Here is a 17192-nt window from a genome sequence, read left to right on the forward strand (position 1 = left end):
GCACCCTCTGTACCAAGTATTTTTATTGTTTGCTTAGATCAAAATCGATTAGCAAAACTCAGTACAACCGCATCGGTGTAGTACTTGGTATCAACACTACGCCAGTGGCTACGTGACGTTGTATACTTGATACCAAACTCCCAGTCAGGATTTACCGCATAAGAAAGCCCAGCTTCGGTTGTAGTAATGTTATTGCCACCAGCCAATTGATATTGCGCCGAGGCAAGCGCAGATAACCCACCAACCAAGTGGTATTGTGCTTTCGCTGAGACTGCTGGCATGAGTTCATAACCTTTTTCTTTGGCATAATTCCCACCACGCAGATGGTCGGCTTCAATCTCGATCAAGTGACCATACATACCTAATCCGCCTGAGAGTTTTAAGTCCTCATTCACCTGGTAATGCTTAAGATATGTCGCACCGAGGCTCCACTGTTTAAACGCCATGTATACGTCAGTGCCATCGTTATAGGTTGTATTGCCGATTGACAGGTTATTGTTGGCAACCCCATATCGACGCGTCTCATTAGGCATAAACTGCACTTCTAGTGAGCTCTGTTCATCGATTTGGTATTCATAGTGAACCGCTGAGAAAGGTTGATGACCATCTACGAGTTGTGAGTTGTCTAGTTGTCCGTCGGCATCAATATGTGCAACGGAATCCAATGTGTTAAATCCCACATCAAGTTGGAAGCGATGGCGGTTGCGCCTTTTTAGCTCCCCATTTCCACGCTCCCGACCCTGATCATAGGCAAGAGCTTGATTAGAAATAGACAGACCGAAAACCATTCCCCCGTCTCTGTTAGGTGCAACATTAAACGCAACACCTTCATTCGCATACGGCGAGACAAAATATTGATTCACTAGGAATGCGATACTCGCACCTGCTAGTACATCATCCGCATAGTGACGATTTCCATGAACACGGCTGGCCGCTACAAATGTTGCTCCGGCATAGGCAGGTAGTCCCCACGCAGCCCCATATCGAGTTTGCAGATACGCTGCTCCTGAGAAAGCGCCTGCGGCATGCCCAGAAGGAAATGACTTATAACTTGCACCCGCAAGATCTGAGTTAGGTCTAAAACGCCCGACAGTTTGTTTGGTGACTTCGGTAATGGTTTGCGCAGCAATCAAAGAGAGCGTCAACTGCTTCGCTCCCTCCCAATCATCATTAATCCATGAAGCCAGAAATCCTGCGGCTGGTATTGCAATAACTAAGTCATCCCCAGCCTCTACATACTCATCGTTGATAGATTGGTTAATCGCGTTATAGTCCTGCGCAAAACTCATTGTAGATGCTAGTAGGCTGCTTACTATCGCCCCAGCTAATAGTGTTCGTTTCATAACTCTTACCTAGATTTAGAAGTGATTAGTAACAGCGAAAACCACCGAGTCAGAACGATACTGTGCAGCTGAACTGTTCCATCGGTTGTTCGTGTGAGAATATTTCAGGTCAATATCCCACTCGGGATTGACTTGATAAGTGACTCCACCTTCAGACGAAAATACCTTATCTTTATCAAGCGCTTGATAGTCTACTCGAGCATGAGCAGACCAGTTTTGGCTCAACTGATATTCAAGTTTTGCAGTAACGGAAGGGAGGATGGGAGTAGAGCTCAACGAACTATGAGCACCGCCATTAACACGATCAACCTCTAGCTCGACATAGTATGCATGTAGCCCAACACCAGCAGTAAAATCTACGTTTTCAATAAGTTGGTATGATTTTAAGTAAGAGGCACCGATACTCCACTGACGCAAAGCCACCAATAGGCTGTCATCTTTGCTGTAGGCTTTGTCGCCCAACATAAAGTCATTAGTTGCCAATCCATATCGGCGCGTTTCATTGGGCGACAGCTGGACTTCAATCGCGGATGTTTTATCCAACTGATAGGCATAGGTCGCATTTGAAAATGGTTGATGCTCGTCTACTTGGCTCGAGCCTTTCAGTGCAGAACTCGCCCCAATGTCTCCGATAGAGTCATGAAGGTTAAAACCAATATCTAGAGTAAAAGAGTGACGTCTTACCTTTTGTGTATTCAGCTTAGATCGTTGTCGTTTCGAATCGTAATTTAAAGCGTCGTTAGTCAGACTAAAATTAAGCATCATGCCGTCTTTTAGTGGCGCAACCCCTAGATTGACACCTTCAGGCGTATATTCAGAAACGAAAAACTGATTGGTAAGAAATGCGATACCTGCACCAGCGACGACATCGTCAGCATAGTGTCGGTTGCCATGAATTCGGCTTGCACCCACGTAACTAGCCGCCAGATAAGCAGGAATGCCCCACTTAGCACCATAACGAGATTGCAAGAATGCAGCTCCAGAGAAAGCGGCAGCCGTGTGACCAGAAGGAAACGAGGCATAGTTCGATGCATTTGGCCGAACACGACCAATGGCATACTTTCCTGCTTGAACGATCCCCACTGTGGTAGCCAAAGAATATGTCAGCTGTTTAGCGCCTTCAGCGTCATCGTGGAGCCAAGCTGCAAATAACCCGGTTAAAGGCAACGCAACCTGAATATAGTCACCGGCAACGACATGATCATCGTTAACGTTATCGGTAATCGCATTTCCCGCGTAACTTAGGGAAGAGCAGAGACAGAGTCCCACAGCCATCGATACAATTGATTTTTTCATTTGAGCAACCTTTATCTAGCTCGATCAAACTCAACACTCCGTATTCACAATCTTTGTTAACCTAAAAACGTAAAAATTGTCAGGTAACAAAAGCCACCGCCCTTGGTGAATAGTTTTCTCGCTTTCATTTGTATAATTAATGGTTGTATTTATACGCTCAGGATGAACATTCTTGGAATTAGGTTCTATCGAGAATAGTGATAGGTGGTGATGTACCTATAAGGCAACAACCGTAGATCAATGAATAGATCATGCGTTTTTGAATTTGAGTAATTGAAAACTATCAAACGGCAGAAACAAAAAAGCCCCCTTGCGGGGGCGAGGCGAGGTAATCACAAGGATCACCTCGCGTGTTCGAAAACTAGAACTTGTAACCGACCGTCACTAAGCCTTGAGTCAGCATATCGCTTCCCTTGCCTTTGAACTTTATGTCTTTGTCGGTTGAATCAGTTGCTTGGATACGACCGTCAATATAAACACCATTGTCCAAAACCATGCGAGCACCCAGCGCTCCACGACCTTTAACAACTTTTTCTTCGTTGAAGAATACTTTGCTTGCCTTACTGTCGTAACGAACAGCACCAAATGCAGCATATGGTTTAATTGAAGCGCCTGAGTTTAAATCAAACGTGTAGCCTGCTTCTGCCTCAACAGCTAGCTCATAAGCAGTGCCAGCTTTATTGCCGCCTTTGCTGTTGTGATAGTCTTTGAAACCCGTCGCTGCACCTCTAACGTTAAGAGCAAAGATCTCGTTAAAGTCATAGCCTGCATCGATAACTACCGATGGGTCAGCTTCGACTTTGCCTTGTTTTAGTTGGTACTTACCAACATCTGTACCTAGACCACCACCTACGCGAAAACCAGCGTGATCAGACGCCGCGAAAGAAGATGCAGAAATAACAGCTAATGTAGAAGCTAAAATTAATTTTTTCATGTTGATTACCTCGAATATTTAAAACAAACCTCCTTATTTCTTTCGCCAGTTCCTCTGGCGCGAGGTGAAATCTACACATATTGAATAAAACTGGGAAAATAGGTCGTATGCAAATATCCGATACATAACGTGGATTTAATGGCTAGTTATAAAATGGAGACGAACCATCTAAATAATGAATGGATTCTAATTACACATCGGGAAGGCCACCTCTGATAATCACATTAAATCCGAGGAGTTGATCATGATGTCAGTTACGCAGAAGTACCCATTAATTCAGCGATGTAGATTCGCATTGGCTTATGAATTAGGCATTTTACTTGTTATATCTCCAGCTTTTATAAAGCATTGGCATGAGTTGTTCGGCTTTGATGGAAAAATCATTGCACTACTGCTTATCGCCATAATTTGGAATAGTGTATTTTCAAACCTTTTCAACCTATTTTTAAAACGATTCGATAGTATTAATATTAGATCTAAAAATTACAGGGCTTTGTACACTAGCTGTTATCTTGTGTGTTTAACTGGCATCAGTTTGCCAATCTTCTACACCTTGATTCCACTCAAAGTGCCACAACACATTATTGCCAGTTTTGGATTTAGTGTTTTGGCGTATCTCTATGCTTTTAGCACTAATACGCTATATAGAAAGCACTTGAGTTAAATAGATAAAGCAAAGAATTGAACTTCAGGTAAAAAACTCACGATGCACTTGTGAGTTTTTGCTAAATACCATTTGAAATAACAGACCGTAATCCAACATATTCTAGCCTAGTCACCAATTCCCCACATTCACTTCCTCTGATGCTTCTCAGCAAGCCTTACCGTCAATGATGTTGTTTAATCGACTTTTACCTGCTCTTATCTTGAGCTCACGTCATACGTAGTAGCCCTTCAACTGATGACACTTACCCAAACACTGAACAGCCGTATCAACCTTAAAGTAATGACTTAAGGATCTTATAAGCATGATTTTTCAGCTCTGCGAAAATGAATCCAACAGTTAAGACAAGCTAACCGCTTAGTTCAATCATTTGCCCATGCTGTATCAAGTAAATCGCAATTGAATCAAAACGCACAACAACGAGGTTAACATCATGAAAAAACAATTATTGGCAATGACAATCGCGACAGCTCTTGCTTCTTTCGGTGCATCCGCGACATTTGATCTTGATGGAGCAGACAGATACAAAACAGCGGCTGAGCTGGGTATTATGGAAGGATTAGTTGTAGACCCAGACAAGCAGGTTACCAAAGCTAACGCCTTACAAACTCCGCCATACAACCGTTGGGCATACCAAAACATGCGTATGTTCTACCCTACGGCAGACATTGAACCTGCGGAACAAGCAATAGATTTAGAGCGCAAAATCGACAAGAGCATAAAGAACATCAAGGTAGATAATGGCGCTGGCGACATGCGCACCTTCGACGAATTTATGACTGAAACTTGGGGCGATTCCATCGTCGTAATCAAAGGCGACAAAGTTGTCTATGAAGATTACCGAAACGGTATGACTAAAGACACGCCACACCAAATGATGAGCGTGACAAAATCGTTTGGCGGCTTAATGGCGCTTATGGCTATTGATGCCGGTAAAGTGAATGAGCATGCTCCAATCACTGATTACGTACCAGAACTAAAAGGCGCGACCGCTTTTGATGGTGCGACCGTTCAACAAGTACTTGATATGACAAACTCTATGGATTTCTCTGAAGTCTATGACGACCCTAAATCAGGTATTCGTACCTACGGTGCTGTTCTAGGTTGGACTGAGAAACTTGCGGATGTAAATTATCCGACAAATCTATATGGCTACCTTCAGACACTGCAAATAGACAAAGAGCATAAGCATGGTGAAATATTCCACTATCAAACTCCTAAGACGGATGTAGTGAACTGGATTACAAACCGCGCAAATGGCGAAACCTTCCAAGACGCTATGCAAGAACAGCTATGGTCAAAACTTGGCACTTCAGGAGAGACTTACGTACTACTAGACGACAACGCGACCTTGGTTGCAGGCGGTGGTCTAAATGCAACTCCCGATAACCTAGCGAAGTTTGCCACTATGATGCTGAATGATGGTGTGTTTAATGGTGAACAAGTTGTGCCTAAGGCTGTTGTTGATCAGTTGTCTGCGGGCGGTGACCGGAAAGCTTTCGGCAATGGCCCAGATGCTAGTGACAACATGCCGGCAGGCGAATGGAGTTACCGTGGTCAATGGTGGGTGAAACATACTCCAGGAGCAGAAGCGTTTATGGCTATCGGTATCCACGGCCAGTGGATCTACATCGACCGTGACCGTGATGTGGCGATTGTTAAGCAGTCTTCAGCGCCAGATTCAGTTACCGCTGCACAAGAGCTGTATGATTTAAACGGTCTTGACGCTATCGTCAAACACGTAAGTAAATAACTCTCTACGCTAATTTAGCTTCTCCCAACTTAGTTGGGGGAAGCTAGTTTAAATCCGTAACATGAGAACATTGCACAGAGTTTAGGACGCTCTCTACGAAAAACAGCCTTTTCTCTTCTCAGTCATCACCTAGCTACTCTACAAACAGCAACTCCCTAAAATACTTGCAGGCAGGGCCCAATTTAGCTCCATCTTTCCACAAGAGGTCGACACCATAATATTGATCGGCCTTCATGTAATCAGGCTTAAACTCTACTAAGGTCCCCAGCGCTACTCGCTCTTCTAACATTACCTTTGGTAAAATCGCCCAACCGATGTCTTGCTCTACCATTCGAATCATGTCGTCTTGATCATGAACTAGCCAGACTGACTGAGAAAGCGTACTAACCGGACCTAGAATTGGATGTTCGTGCATGCTGGTACAATGAATCTGCCTCTCAGTTGTCAGAAGGTCGTTGTTCACCACCTCTAGATCTGCAAATTCGCTATCAGGGCTGCATACGCATATCCACGCTACTTGAAGGACACATGCAAACTCAAAATATTCTGGAATTGCTTGCGCTGCCATGTTGAGAGCAAAATCGAGTTCATCATTACCTAACTTTTCAAATAGCTGGTCGTGTTTCTCTTTGACAATCTGAACTTGAGTAAAAGGGTACTTACGCGCGAACTTTTCTAATGCAGTTTCAATTAAGGCAAACGGGACAAGAGGGTCAATACCTATAGTAATATGGTTTTCCACTTCATCTCGAACTTCAGAACTGTAATGTTGAATTCGTTCAGCTTGTCTCATCAACACCTTAGCTTGTTGATAGAGGTGCTCACCTTCTGAAGTCAAAACTGGGTATTTCCCAGATCTATCGAAAAGCGTAATACCAAGATCGAGTTCAAGGTTGTTAATACTCACGCTGACTGTACTTTGGCTTTTGCCAATATGGCGACCTGCAGCTGAAAACGACCCTTTCTCTGCCGCAGCGACAAACGCGGCTAAATATTCTAGGTTTATCATTCGTCTACCTATTAGCTTTATTAATACTTATCAATCTAAACCAAATCGCAACAAAAGCAAAACACACGATGTAAAAGTAGACCTTGCCACTGATAGATATAAGTCATTAACGGATCAATCAGCGACAGCACATATTCGCAATTCAAACATAGTTTTAGCAACTCAAACCTGTACCTAGTTCGCTAACGTTTTTACATTGAAGTCCATCTACATTTTTCACCTCCACCCTTAAAGTTGAGCTTACATTTTTGTATTTTATTTCTACACTGTAGGTTCAAGACAATATTGGGAAGCAAAATGTTAATTACGCCTGAGCGATTGCTATATCTTATCGCGGTAACTGAGCAGGGTTCTTTCTCCGCAGCAGGCCGAAAACTTGGGGTGAGCGCTTCTGCGGTAGCACAAGTGATTCAAAACATGGAGATTGATCTCGATATCAGGCTATTTAATCGAGTCGCCGGACAATCTCCATCGTTAACTGAAGTTGGCCGCGCCATGTATTTGCAAGCTTTAGAAGTCGCACCAAGGTTACAAGCAATGGAGAAACGAGCCCAAGCTTACAGTAATGGCATTGAAGATAAGCTTGATATTGCGCTGTTTGGCTTTACTTTTTTTCCCGAGTACATCCAGGCCATCAACGCTCTCTCTCTAGAGTATCCCGAGCTTTCCGTTAACCTGATAGACGTTGAAGAGACCGAGGAGTTGTCGCCAGATGACACAAATTCGGCTGACATCATTATCTCTCCAACTCAACTAAAGCAACGCCCTGGCTATGAGTCCCATGTCATTGGGCAACTTGAATGGTTATATGTGGCTTCCCCTAGTCATCCTTTGTCAAAAATAAGGGGGGAGTTGTCACAGCACGATTTGCTCTCTCACAAGCAGTTGATTCCCGCTGTCAGCAGCTATGCTGACGAGCACCTTATTGAGTCACTGAGATTTAGCCCAAACCCATTGTATTGTTCGCGCTTTTATCACCTTCAAGCTCTGCTGCTCAGTGGAACTGGCTTTGCGATGTTCCCTCGCCCTCTGGCAGAACCTTTCATAGAGGCAGGTTCTCTAAAAGAGCTTCGCATGGATTTTGACGACCAACAAACACGTTGGCCAATGGAGATATCATGGACTCCCTCACTTGGGCCAGCCGGCCGATGGTTTATAGAGCAATTTGTTGATTTATAAACAATTTTCCTACTCATACAACCTTAAAGGTTACCTTTAAGCTTCTTGTACTCACGTTCTGAATATTTTTCTTATTATGTATTCAACGAAACGAGATAGCACAAGCAAAGGTAGGGCTACTAACTCGTAACGCTCTACCAAGCGCAACCACAAAAGGTATCCATTATGAAAAAATCAATCATCGCAACAGCAATCGCAGCAATGGCAACAGTCAGCGTAGTCAACACAGCAACAGCATGTTCAAGCGTATCAGCAATGACAGAACACGGTACTTTGGTTATGCGCTCAATGGACTGGGATCAAGACCAAAAAGTCGAGGCCATTGCTAAAGTATTTCCTGTAGGCTCAGAACTACAAGCTGACACTCCGTCTTACAAAAACGCAGCACAATGGAAAACTAAGTACCATGTGGTTTCACTCACTGATGACAACATTTTCCACGGCACAGCGTATGACTCTGCCAATGACCAAGGTCTCAACGTACATGGTCAATATCAAGAGGACAGTGGTGCATTCTTGAAGCAACACAAAAACAGTGATGATGGTGCGCCAGCCGTTAACTTAGGCATGCTTACTGTGTTCATCGCATCAAATTACGCAAACGTAGATGAAGCCATCAAAGGCTTAGAAAAGGGTGAATGGCAACCAGCATTCAGCGACCCTCTTATGGCGGGAATGGATGCGGAACACCTAGTGCCTCCACACTTTAATCTACGCGATAGTGATGGCAATGTAGCGCTAATTCAACTTAATGAAGGTGGAGAAATAAAAGTATGGCGCGGTAGTGCAAACGATGATCTTCGATTTGTGACTAACGAGCCGCTATACCAAGAGCATATTGAGTACAAAAAACAGGTAGATGTCGACAATACAGCAAACAATATGCCTGCTGATTACTCATCGCTTAACCGTTATGTCCGAGGCCTACACCATGCTGAGAACCAGTCATTTGAAGGGCTAAACTACAACCAAGCTATGGCAGCACAACGTCTCGCATTTAACAGTGCTGTGGCTATCCCACTGGATATTCAGGTAACGCAGGACCCAAGAGAATCAGGAGAAAGCTTCGGCTTATTCCCAACATTCTTCGCCACTCAGTACAACCTAAATACAGGCGACGTGGTTCATGACAACCTATACGATGGAGCACATATCAAGTTCAACATTAACGATACTAAAGGTATGACAGAAATCAGCTGTGCGAACTTAACGCAACAATCCGCCGCAGGTGAATACGTTCCAAGCTTCGCTCAATGTAACTAGATTCAGTATATCGTTTACCTCGACCGCAGTGCCGTTTCCCATAAAGAGCGGCACTGCTTTTTTAGCTATATCCGCAGGCTCTTTTAGTCTTTCTGGATATATCGAATTTGTTAATCGTTCCTAGTTACCCAACAAAAACGCTCGAGGTGATAATGGTTGCATAAAGTATTTAATGCGACGGAATTTCCATAATGAGTAACATACAATCCACACGAACCACCGCAGACCGGGTGCGTCACGCTCTATTTTTCGAGCTAGGCTTGCTCATGACCATCACCTCTATTTCTACTCTGGTATTCGACAGTAGTGCTACGACAATCGGTGGTACAGCCTTAGCCTTATCAATTCTCGCTATGGTTTGGAACGCAATTTACAACTACTTGTTCGATTCATACTTGGTTAAGTACCAGGGCCATGCAATCAAAAGTACTCAACAACGTGTTGTACACACTCTGCTTTTTGAAGCAGGTTTACTTTTCGTCACAGTACCTATTATTGCATTCGCACTTAACCTGACGTTATGGCAAGCGTTCTTGACCGATATCGGATTTGTCGTTTACGCCCTGTTCTACGCTTGGGGGTTTAACTTGGCTTATGACCGGATGTTTCCAGTGCCATTTTCAGTAGAAAAAACATCGGTCTAAAAACAAGTAGAGTAGTTTTAAAAATGGCAGACTTGGTCTGCCATTTTTTCTACACGATTCGCTTGCACCTCTACCAACTAACCTCAATTCCCCAAGTATAGAAACCACCTTGCTTAAAACCTCTTACCCAAGCTGAAACTGAATGGCACATCGATACCTGGATTAGGCAAAAACATATCCGCATTCGATAGATGACGCCAAGACCAACTTACTTCCCAATCCTTGTTCTCACCAATGTAAGCGCCAATAGTAATGTAGTCATTAAACAGGAAATGCGAGCCTTGCTCTTGATAACCTAGCTGATTTCCTGTCATCAGAGAGGGGCCTGCAGCAACACCAATGTAGGCTTGAAAGTTCTCATTTGGTTCTAAGTTATAGCGAATACTCGGCAAAACCGTCACAACATGCAGCTCGCTGTTTTGCTCAATGTTGGTCGTCAGGTAGGTGTAACCCACGCCCATTCGAAACTCTACATTTGGGTTAGATTCGAACTGTTTAGAATGGAATGTGTAGTTGATGTCGAAGTTGCTGTTCTTTTGGACATCAACGTATTTTCCCGCTTGAGGTCCGTGGCCAATCCCTATATTCAACTGGCGTATTTCATCTGATGCATTAACTTTTGATGCGAAGATACAAAACAGTAATACCGACATGGCATAATAAGTGTACTCTTTAAGAGTTGTCATCATAAGTTCCTTAACATTGATTCTCGAACCCGCACACATTCTTCAGGCGATAGAAACTGACCTGAAAGCCATAAGCTAAGGTATTACAGGGGTTCAAAAAGGAGGTGGTTCCCCCTCCGAACGAATCCAGAATATGATTCACTTAAAGGGGGATTTGCTTAGAGAGATTTATACTTTTTCGTTTTTCAGCAGGTCGTTGATCTTGTCTACCATGTCTAACAGGGCGTGTGCGTGGTTCTGAGTCACTGCTCCACCTTCTGTATCAATTGAGGACATTTGGATAATGGTGACACCTGTGTCCTTGTTGCTGTAGAAGATCTGGCCGCCATAACCCATGTGTGCGAAACCACCTTTACCATTGAACACCATCTGGTGGCTGTACTTCCATTCAGACTCAGTGCCAAACTGGTAGTTCGTTGCTTCTGAGTCACCGTCAACAACATTAGCGACATAGCCTTTTGGAAGAATTCGGTTACCGTTAATCGCGACACCATCATTGCCAATTGTTGAGTAAATCTTCGCTGCATCTCGAGCAGTAAAAGCAAGGTAACCCGAAGCGTGGCCAAAGCCGGTCTGGTCATTCAAACCAATACCGTTGTGCTCAGCACCAACATGCTTGTATAGATAATAACTCACCGCTGAGTTGTAGTTCATACCGGTGACTTCTTCAACAACCCAACCCAGTACGGAAGTCACCGCCGAATTGTAGTGCGTCATATTGCGTGGGTTGTTATGCGGGTCATCAGATTTCAAGTCAGCTAGGAATCCGCGCGCACCACGTAGATCTTTTTCACAACCCTCACCCCAACATTCTGCAACGAAAATACGCTGACCTTCTGAGTTAGGGTCTTGATAGTCTTCGCTAAAGTGCATTGGGACATCCATATTTAAGGCTTGGTGAACAGTCACACCATCAAACGCACTGCCTAATTCAGGAATAATGTCTTTGATCTTGGTTTTGAGTTTCAACTTACCTTCGTCGATTAGGTTCATGATCACCATAGCAACCATGGTTTTACTCGAGCTCATCATAGTATGTTGATCGTCTGGACCTAATTGACGTGGATAGGCTTCAAAAACAATCTTGCCACCTTTCATGACTAATAGCGCATCAGCTCGTGTGTGGTACATATAATCAGAAAGGTTAAGCTCTGGTAAATCACTCCACGGCTTGATACGGAAGTCTTTAAGTAGCTCTTCGCCATTTTCAACTGTCTCTAGCGGCACAGGCGCACCAAGACCTTTACTGATGTACGCTGGATAAGGGTGCACCTTATCAAAGTTCGCGTAAGTATAATGTCTGTTCTCTGGGCTATCCCACTGTGCTGTGGTAATTGACTCAGCATCGTAATTAAGTACTGGCTGAGAAGCTGGTGCATTCAGTAGTGGACCTGCTACCGAATCTGGGCCTAAGTCATCTGCGTTCACAGAAAGGCTACAAGTCAATGCTAGTGCCACCGCTAATACTGTCTTTTTCATAATGTTCTCTCCGAAAATTAATCTGTTTGTCTACACTACTGATGCGACGTATATCTTGCTACGATTCGCATTTCTGTGTCTGGCTATTAAATTATCATTTCAAATTTCCGATATTCAGATACAATCAGGTCATCAATTCCATAAAATGGACAGTGGCAATGGCTGAAATAGAAACAGAAGGGTTCGAATTTTTCGGCGTTGAAGAGACGATATTCCGTAAAATGGTCATCGAGCGAATTGAAGCGCTAATGGTTCAAGAAGGGCTATCTAAGAACTCACTAGCTAAAAAGGCAAATATTGGTCGTTCGGCGTTATATGAGAAGATGGATCGAGAAGCAAGAAGTCATTTCACCATTTTAGACTTTTTCCGAATTGCCAAAGCGCTCGATGTTAGCATACTGCAACTATTCCCGATGACTCAGTTAGAGCGCTTACATGGTGGCCAGCTTCCGGTTTCTGCTAGTACGCTAAAGTTTCTCGATCTTATGCTAGCGGCTCCTAAAGAGGACATTGAGTTTCTATCTAACTTTTATGCGTCTATGAAAAAGCGCGATGACGCCCTAAGTAACCAAAACTAACATCCACGATTCGTACAACCCGCCCTACTCTTTTCCGAAAAATGGAAAATCGCTCTAGTATTCTAAGCCTCATACGCGCTCACTTTGAGCAGAGATTACTGGAGGCAACCATGAAAGCCATTCATAAAGTTTTTCTAACCCCTTTACTGACATTTGCCATCTGCTCGACCGTATTGGCTGCTAAATCGCCAGAACCGACGTCTAGAGCAAACCAAACTGAGCAATATGCGATGGTCATCGCTTCAGGAAAAATGCTCAGTCTTACTCAATGGAAAGTGGAAGTGGATTTTGGTCAAGCACTTGAAATCGGCATTAAAAATAAAGACTTACTGAGAGATGAAGAAGGAAATACCATTTCTTTCAACTCTCCAATGGATGCTCTCAATTATATGAATAGCCAAGGTTGGATATTAGTATCGTCCAATTCCACTGACAATCGGTTCACTGCGGTCATTAAGCGCAAAGTTGTCGTAAACAATTCCAAATAATACCTGGTTACTATTTTTAAATACTATCTAGAGCCTCACGAAAACTTGAGCCTATTTTGGGGTGAAACTGCAGGCCCCTATTTAATCACAGACAATAAGTTAGATCTTCAAACCCAAGGCTCTCATTGCCTATTCAATGGGTACACCACTTAAAGTAGCACTCTATGAAACCAATATTGAACATTTCCTTATTCTGTCTACTCATTCTTGCAAAGCCTTCATATTCTTCCAGTGAGCATAACTGGGGAGTAGCGGCTGCCGTTAGAACAGCCGATATCCCGTTCGATACCCAACAAGAGAATGACAGCGTCAGTACTTTTATTCCGTTGATGTACTTCGAAAATGACCACATAAACTTCACAGGACAAGAGATACAGCTAAAGCTACTGGAGCACTCCAACAAAGTGCGATTAAATGCAATTTCTAAATTACGACATATTGACATCCCTCATGACTACCAAAACTACTTAGGTGGTGTGAGTTTAGATTATGGCATACAAGGCATTTACAACTTTGACAATCATATCAAGCTAAAAGTTGATGTGTTAAACGACATCGAAAATAACAAACACACTAACTTAGCATTGGAAAAAAACTATAGATTTGACAGACTAGAAGTAGAGCCATATCTATCTATTCGATTTAAAGATAGTCAGTTCAATAGCTCATATTATGGGGCAGGCCTTAGCAATCTTAGCTCAAGTCACGACTACTCATTCGGTTTCACGTCCCAATACCGAATGAGTAAATATCTCTATTTGCTCGGCAGCCTTAATCATCGAGTTTTAGATAAGACTGTTCGTAAATCGACGCCAATCAATTCAGAATCAGAAACCGAATTCTATGTGGGGTTTGGTATTTTTGAATTTAATAAGCAGAAAAATAACCAATTGAAGCGCAGCAATAGTAAGTCGTATATAAGAGTCGCTCAAGGTTTTGCTACACCTTCTGATATGTCAAATATCGTAACCTTAAACGTTAAACCGGATGAAAACAACAATCAGCTAACTTCGATTTTTTATGGTCACCATCTAACGGACAACCTTTTTGACTATCCAATTGATGTTTATATAAGCCCTGGTGTTGCCCATCACTGGAGCTCAAGTGTACAAGAAAGCTCTACTGAAATTGTCACTCTGATAAAAGCGTATTATACCCTAAACCACTCCGTCCGTATGAGATTAGGAGCTGGCAATGGATTATCGTATGTTGACAAAGTGCCTTATATAGAACATGCAGAAATGAGTAGGAAGAATAAAGAAGTGAGTCATCTGATGAACTATATCGATCTGTCATATGACTTGAACTTAGGTGATTTGTTCAACAGCAAACAATTAAAAGATGCCTGGTTTGGATACTCACTTCATCACAGAAGTGCCATTTTTGGGACGGCATCTCAGTTTGGCAGGATTACCGGTGGCAGCAACTATAATAGCTTGTATTTACAATTCCATTTCTGAGTTATAGTGCCTGCGCAGTAACCCGAAAAGGTCGTTGACATACAAAATCAGTCAATAGCTAGACTGCCACAGGAACCCACTCGGCAAGCTCTACCAACACAAACGAAACCAAACATCCTCGTTGGCGTAACGCATATCTTTCAGTTCTGAGCCCTAAAAAATAAATTAATAGCGCTAAGAAGCTGTTGTCAAAAATCAGGTTGAACGGCCTGCACGAACTCCCCCATAAAAACATTCAGCCTAGCTAACTAGCTAGGCTGAATTATTGCAACTAGATGACTTGGACTTAAACCAATTAGCTCTCACATTTACCCCAAGTCACTTCTCGTTCACCATTATTTGCTTGCTCAACAACGTCTGCGCACATCGGAGTCGTAAACTCTAACGTATCGGCAAAGTTGTAACCGATTTGTGTGCGAGTATCGTAGTTACTGAACAAGAAATCCCCATTGTCGTGGTTGTAAGTAAACTGTGTCCAAGTTGCGTATGTCTCACCATTTACTGGGTCAATAAGGTCTTGTGGTACCAAGTTTCCGGCGTTGTATGTGCTCAGTAATTTGCCTCGCGTTTGAGCCCATGATGCATCTTCTTTAAACGTAACGTGTTGTGTATTAAATAAGCCACGAAGGTTACGGTCAGCAGAGCTAATAGAGCTTGGAATATCTTTCGCTTTCAAGTCACTAAGGTCTACTTTAGCGACGTATTCTCTGTGGTCTTGCTGAAGAGGAGCATTCGCCATCACACGCAGGTCACTTGATGTATCACCACGGTGCACAACCATCTTGCCGCCTTCGTTCAGTTGCAGAAGTGCAATATCACCGGCTTTATCTTGAATAGAGATGTGTAGGCCGTGTAGAGCACCGTGAAGACCGTCAGCCCAAGCGATTTGCCACTCATTGTTGTGAAATGCTTCAACCGCCTCTTCCGTTGTAGAGTATGTTTCCGTGATGTAACGAATCACATCTAAGAAGCTCACAGCCGGTGCGCCAGTATCTTTGTAGTCTTTAATGAACTCTTTTGAATCCGCCATGTACAGTAACGATGCTGCTAGACCTTCTGAGTTAATTGCATCTGATGCAACACCATGGAACACATCCCACTCCATCTGAGAAATCGCATGGTATTTCGTTGTCCAGCTCATTGCATTCTTGTAGCTTGGCGTTTCTGATGTGTTTTTAACGTCTACTGGGTTCACTTGAGCCACGTTGCCCAACTGATCTCCCCAATCTAAAGAGCGAACCGTTGAAACACCATGGGGTGTATCTAGAGTCAAGCGAGAGCAGGCATTTGCAACGCCCGAAATAGTTGCGATTGAAGCAGCAGTGATTGCAATAGCAGCGATTTTATTCAGTTTAAAGTTTTTCATAGTGAACCCTCATCAAGTCTTGTTTGCTTAGACACCATGTGTGTCGATGAGGTTATTTTGGCTAACATGATAGTTGCCTATCCACCATACTAAGGGTGGAAATACTCCACCCTTAGTAAAAGATGAGGCTAGCATGACTCTTGACCAACTTGAAGCTTTTGTCGCGACGGTAGAACATAATGGATTTAAGCCTGCAGCGAGGGCTCTTGGTAAACATAGCTCAACCATCAGCACATTAGTGGCAACATTAGAAGATATCGTTGGCTTTGATTTGTTCGAACGCCTACCTCGCTCATTGGTTATTACAGATAAAGGGCAAGAGCTCTATAACGAAGCTAAAGCGGTACTGCGTGAAGCAGATATGTTCCAAAGTAAAGCAGATTCTTTACAGCAAGGAATTAAAGGTAAGTTGACCCTAGCAATAGATAACAGTGTAGCAGACGATAAGGTGCTTCAAAGTATTCAAACCGTTAGCGCGCAGTATCCGAGCGTTAAAATAAGACTACTCAGTGGAGACACGTTACAAGTGCGAACGTGGGTATTGAGTGGACGAGCAGACTTCGGGATTTCACTCGCAACCCACACTAACCTTGCAGGGTTAGATGTTCAACGGGCGTACAGCTTTAAAATTGCTGTCATTGTTCCTCTGAGTTGGGATTCAGACACCTATACTTCTCTAACTGCACTGCGTAGTGAATTACAGTTGTGCTATAGCTTCTTTACTGAGCTCGGTATGGAAGATGCGCATATTGTGAGTTATCGAACATTAGAATGCAACGATGGTCGTCAAATGATTGATCTTGTGGAAAAAGGCATCGGGTACGCCATTGTGCCTGAATATCTTGCACAGAAAGCCATTCAAGAGAAAAGAGTAAAGCAGCTGGAATTAGCAGAGCAAAAACCGGCTCTGTGGTATACCAATCAAATTAAGCTAACCGATTCAACACTCGATCCGGTTGGAAAGCGCTTTTTCAAAGAATTTGGGCAAATAGTAGATAAATAAACGCCGCCTGAATATCAGGCGGCGTTTGTTTTGTTTTTGCTAGTGGA

At 43.3% G+C, this 17192-nt stretch carries 16 protein-coding genes; 9 read left to right on the forward strand and 7 right to left on the reverse strand.

Features of this window, described 5'->3' with window-relative positions; genetic code table 11:
• Positions 1–38 precede the first annotated feature (38 nt).
• The 3 genes from IX91_RS21225 to IX91_RS21235 all read right to left on the reverse strand — a co-directional run bounded on the left by IX91_RS21225 (position 39) and on the right by IX91_RS21235 (position 3573).
• Positions 39–1343: a phosphatase PAP2 family protein gene (locus IX91_RS21225; RefSeq protein WP_004745084.1), complete on the reverse strand. Its 1305-nt coding sequence runs from the start codon at positions 1341–1343 to the stop codon at positions 39–41.
• A 15-nt stretch (positions 1344–1358) separates the two neighbouring features.
• The gene (locus tag IX91_RS21230; RefSeq protein ID WP_004745083.1) at positions 1359–2639 is read right to left on the reverse strand and encodes a phosphatase PAP2 family protein; all 1281 of its coding nucleotides are present in this window, start codon (positions 2637–2639) and stop codon (positions 1359–1361) included.
• A gap of 361 nt (positions 2640–3000) precedes the next feature.
• Positions 3001–3573, reverse strand: coding sequence for a porin family protein (locus IX91_RS21235; protein WP_004745082.1), 573 nt, complete (start codon positions 3571–3573; stop codon positions 3001–3003).
• Between the two features lie 244 nt (positions 3574–3817).
• Here IX91_RS21235 and IX91_RS21240 point away from each other — a divergent pair, with 244 nt between their 5' ends.
• Both IX91_RS21240 and IX91_RS21245 read left to right on the forward strand, forming a co-directional pair.
• The gene (locus IX91_RS21240) at positions 3818–4237 is read left to right on the forward strand and encodes a hypothetical protein (protein ID WP_004745081.1); all 420 of its coding nucleotides are present in this window, start codon (positions 3818–3820) and stop codon (positions 4235–4237) included.
• 433 nt (positions 4238–4670) lie between these two features.
• Positions 4671–5990, forward strand: coding sequence for a serine hydrolase domain-containing protein (locus IX91_RS21245; RefSeq protein WP_004745080.1), 1320 nt, complete (start codon positions 4671–4673; stop codon positions 5988–5990).
• A gap of 133 nt (positions 5991–6123) precedes the next feature.
• On the opposite strand, the gene IX91_RS21250 is transcribed toward IX91_RS21245, so the two are convergent.
• The gene (locus IX91_RS21250) at positions 6124–6999 is read right to left on the reverse strand and encodes a LysR family transcriptional regulator (protein ID WP_004745079.1); all 876 of its coding nucleotides are present in this window, start codon (positions 6997–6999) and stop codon (positions 6124–6126) included.
• Positions 7000–7296: 297 nt separating this feature from the next.
• On the opposite strand from IX91_RS21250, the gene IX91_RS21255 reads away from it, so the two are divergent.
• The 3 genes from IX91_RS21255 (at position 7297) to IX91_RS21265 (ending at position 10085) form a co-directional block, all read left to right on the forward strand.
• Positions 7297–8178 (forward strand): LysR family transcriptional regulator, encoded by an 882-nt coding sequence (locus IX91_RS21255; RefSeq protein ID WP_004745078.1) that lies wholly within the window; start codon positions 7297–7299, stop codon positions 8176–8178.
• Positions 8179–8343: 165 nt separating this feature from the next.
• On the forward strand, positions 8344–9441 hold the full coding sequence (locus tag IX91_RS21260; protein ID WP_004745076.1) for a linear amide C-N hydrolase: 1098 nt from the start codon (positions 8344–8346) through the stop codon (positions 9439–9441).
• A 191-nt stretch (positions 9442–9632) separates the two neighbouring features.
• On the forward strand, positions 9633–10085 hold the full coding sequence (locus tag IX91_RS21265; RefSeq protein WP_004745074.1) for a PACE efflux transporter: 453 nt from the start codon (positions 9633–9635) through the stop codon (positions 10083–10085).
• A 113-nt stretch (positions 10086–10198) separates the two neighbouring features.
• Here IX91_RS21265 and IX91_RS21270 read toward each other — a convergent pair whose 3' ends face one another.
• Both IX91_RS21270 and IX91_RS21275 read right to left on the reverse strand, forming a co-directional pair.
• On the reverse strand, positions 10199–10774 hold the full coding sequence (locus IX91_RS21270; RefSeq protein WP_236642926.1) for an acyloxyacyl hydrolase: 576 nt from the start codon (positions 10772–10774) through the stop codon (positions 10199–10201).
• Between the two features lie 165 nt (positions 10775–10939).
• Positions 10940–12250, reverse strand: coding sequence for a serine hydrolase domain-containing protein (locus tag IX91_RS21275; RefSeq protein ID WP_004745072.1), 1311 nt, complete (start codon positions 12248–12250; stop codon positions 10940–10942).
• 158 nt (positions 12251–12408) lie between these two features.
• On the opposite strand from IX91_RS21275, the gene IX91_RS21280 reads away from it, so the two are divergent.
• The 3 genes from IX91_RS21280 to IX91_RS21290 all read left to right on the forward strand — a co-directional run bounded on the left by IX91_RS21280 (position 12409) and on the right by IX91_RS21290 (position 14776).
• The gene (locus tag IX91_RS21280) at positions 12409–12828 is read left to right on the forward strand and encodes a helix-turn-helix domain-containing protein (protein WP_004745071.1); all 420 of its coding nucleotides are present in this window, start codon (positions 12409–12411) and stop codon (positions 12826–12828) included.
• 110 nt (positions 12829–12938) lie between these two features.
• On the forward strand, positions 12939–13316 hold the full coding sequence (locus IX91_RS21285; RefSeq protein ID WP_004745070.1) for a hypothetical protein: 378 nt from the start codon (positions 12939–12941) through the stop codon (positions 13314–13316).
• Between the two features lie 164 nt (positions 13317–13480).
• A complete protein-coding gene (locus IX91_RS21290; protein WP_004745069.1) occupies positions 13481–14776 on the forward strand; it encodes a MipA/OmpV family protein in 1296 nt (431 codons plus the stop codon).
• Positions 14777–15071: 295 nt separating this feature from the next.
• Here the strand turns inward: IX91_RS21290 and IX91_RS21295 are convergent, their stop codons facing one another.
• Positions 15072–16142, reverse strand: a complete 1071-nt coding sequence (locus tag IX91_RS21295) for a linear amide C-N hydrolase (RefSeq protein WP_004749663.1) — start codon at positions 16140–16142, stop codon at positions 15072–15074.
• 133 nt (positions 16143–16275) lie between these two features.
• Here IX91_RS21295 and IX91_RS21300 point away from each other — a divergent pair, with 133 nt between their 5' ends.
• Positions 16276–17145 carry a LysR family transcriptional regulator gene (locus IX91_RS21300; RefSeq protein ID WP_004744602.1) on the forward strand — a complete coding sequence of 290 codons (870 nt, stop codon included), beginning with the start codon at positions 16276–16278 and terminating at the stop codon, positions 17143–17145.
• Positions 17146–17192 lie beyond the last annotated feature (47 nt).

The sequence above is a fragment of the Vibrio tubiashii ATCC 19109 genome (assembly GCF_000772105.1).
Lineage (GTDB): Bacteria > Pseudomonadota > Gammaproteobacteria > Enterobacterales > Vibrionaceae > Vibrio > Vibrio tubiashii.

What these genes read in the sequence shown, in the direction of transcription:
- IX91_RS21230 (WP_004745083.1), bottom strand. Translation starts at nt 2,639, where the DNA reads ATGAAAAAATCAATTGTATCGATGGCTGTGGGACTCTGTCTCTGCTCT.
- IX91_RS21270 (WP_236642926.1), bottom strand. Translation starts at nt 10,774, where the DNA reads ATGATGACAACTCTTAAAGAGTACACTTATTATGCCATGTCGGTATTA.
- IX91_RS21250 (WP_004745079.1), bottom strand. Translation starts at nt 6,999, where the DNA reads ATGATAAACCTAGAATATTTAGCCGCGTTTGTCGCTGCGGCAGAGAAA.
- IX91_RS21280 (WP_004745071.1), top strand. Translation starts at nt 12,409, where the DNA reads ATGGCTGAAATAGAAACAGAAGGGTTCGAATTTTTCGGCGTTGAAGAG.
- IX91_RS21265 (WP_004745074.1), top strand. Translation starts at nt 9,633, where the DNA reads ATGAGTAACATACAATCCACACGAACCACCGCAGACCGGGTGCGTCAC.
- IX91_RS21240 (WP_004745081.1), top strand. Translation starts at nt 3,818, where the DNA reads ATGATGTCAGTTACGCAGAAGTACCCATTAATTCAGCGATGTAGATTC.
- IX91_RS21300 (WP_004744602.1), top strand. Translation starts at nt 16,276, where the DNA reads ATGACTCTTGACCAACTTGAAGCTTTTGTCGCGACGGTAGAACATAAT.
- IX91_RS21285 (WP_004745070.1), top strand. Translation starts at nt 12,939, where the DNA reads ATGAAAGCCATTCATAAAGTTTTTCTAACCCCTTTACTGACATTTGCC.
- IX91_RS21225 (WP_004745084.1), bottom strand. Translation starts at nt 1,343, where the DNA reads ATGAAACGAACACTATTAGCTGGGGCGATAGTAAGCAGCCTACTAGCA.
- IX91_RS21235 (WP_004745082.1), bottom strand. Translation starts at nt 3,573, where the DNA reads ATGAAAAAATTAATTTTAGCTTCTACATTAGCTGTTATTTCTGCATCT.
- IX91_RS21255 (WP_004745078.1), top strand. Translation starts at nt 7,297, where the DNA reads ATGTTAATTACGCCTGAGCGATTGCTATATCTTATCGCGGTAACTGAG.
- IX91_RS21295 (WP_004749663.1), bottom strand. Translation starts at nt 16,142, where the DNA reads ATGAAAAACTTTAAACTGAATAAAATCGCTGCTATTGCAATCACTGCT.
- IX91_RS21290 (WP_004745069.1), top strand. Translation starts at nt 13,481, where the DNA reads ATGAAACCAATATTGAACATTTCCTTATTCTGTCTACTCATTCTTGCA.
- IX91_RS21275 (WP_004745072.1), bottom strand. Translation starts at nt 12,250, where the DNA reads ATGAAAAAGACAGTATTAGCGGTGGCACTAGCATTGACTTGTAGCCTT.
- IX91_RS21245 (WP_004745080.1), top strand. Translation starts at nt 4,671, where the DNA reads ATGAAAAAACAATTATTGGCAATGACAATCGCGACAGCTCTTGCTTCT.
- IX91_RS21260 (WP_004745076.1), top strand. Translation starts at nt 8,344, where the DNA reads ATGAAAAAATCAATCATCGCAACAGCAATCGCAGCAATGGCAACAGTC.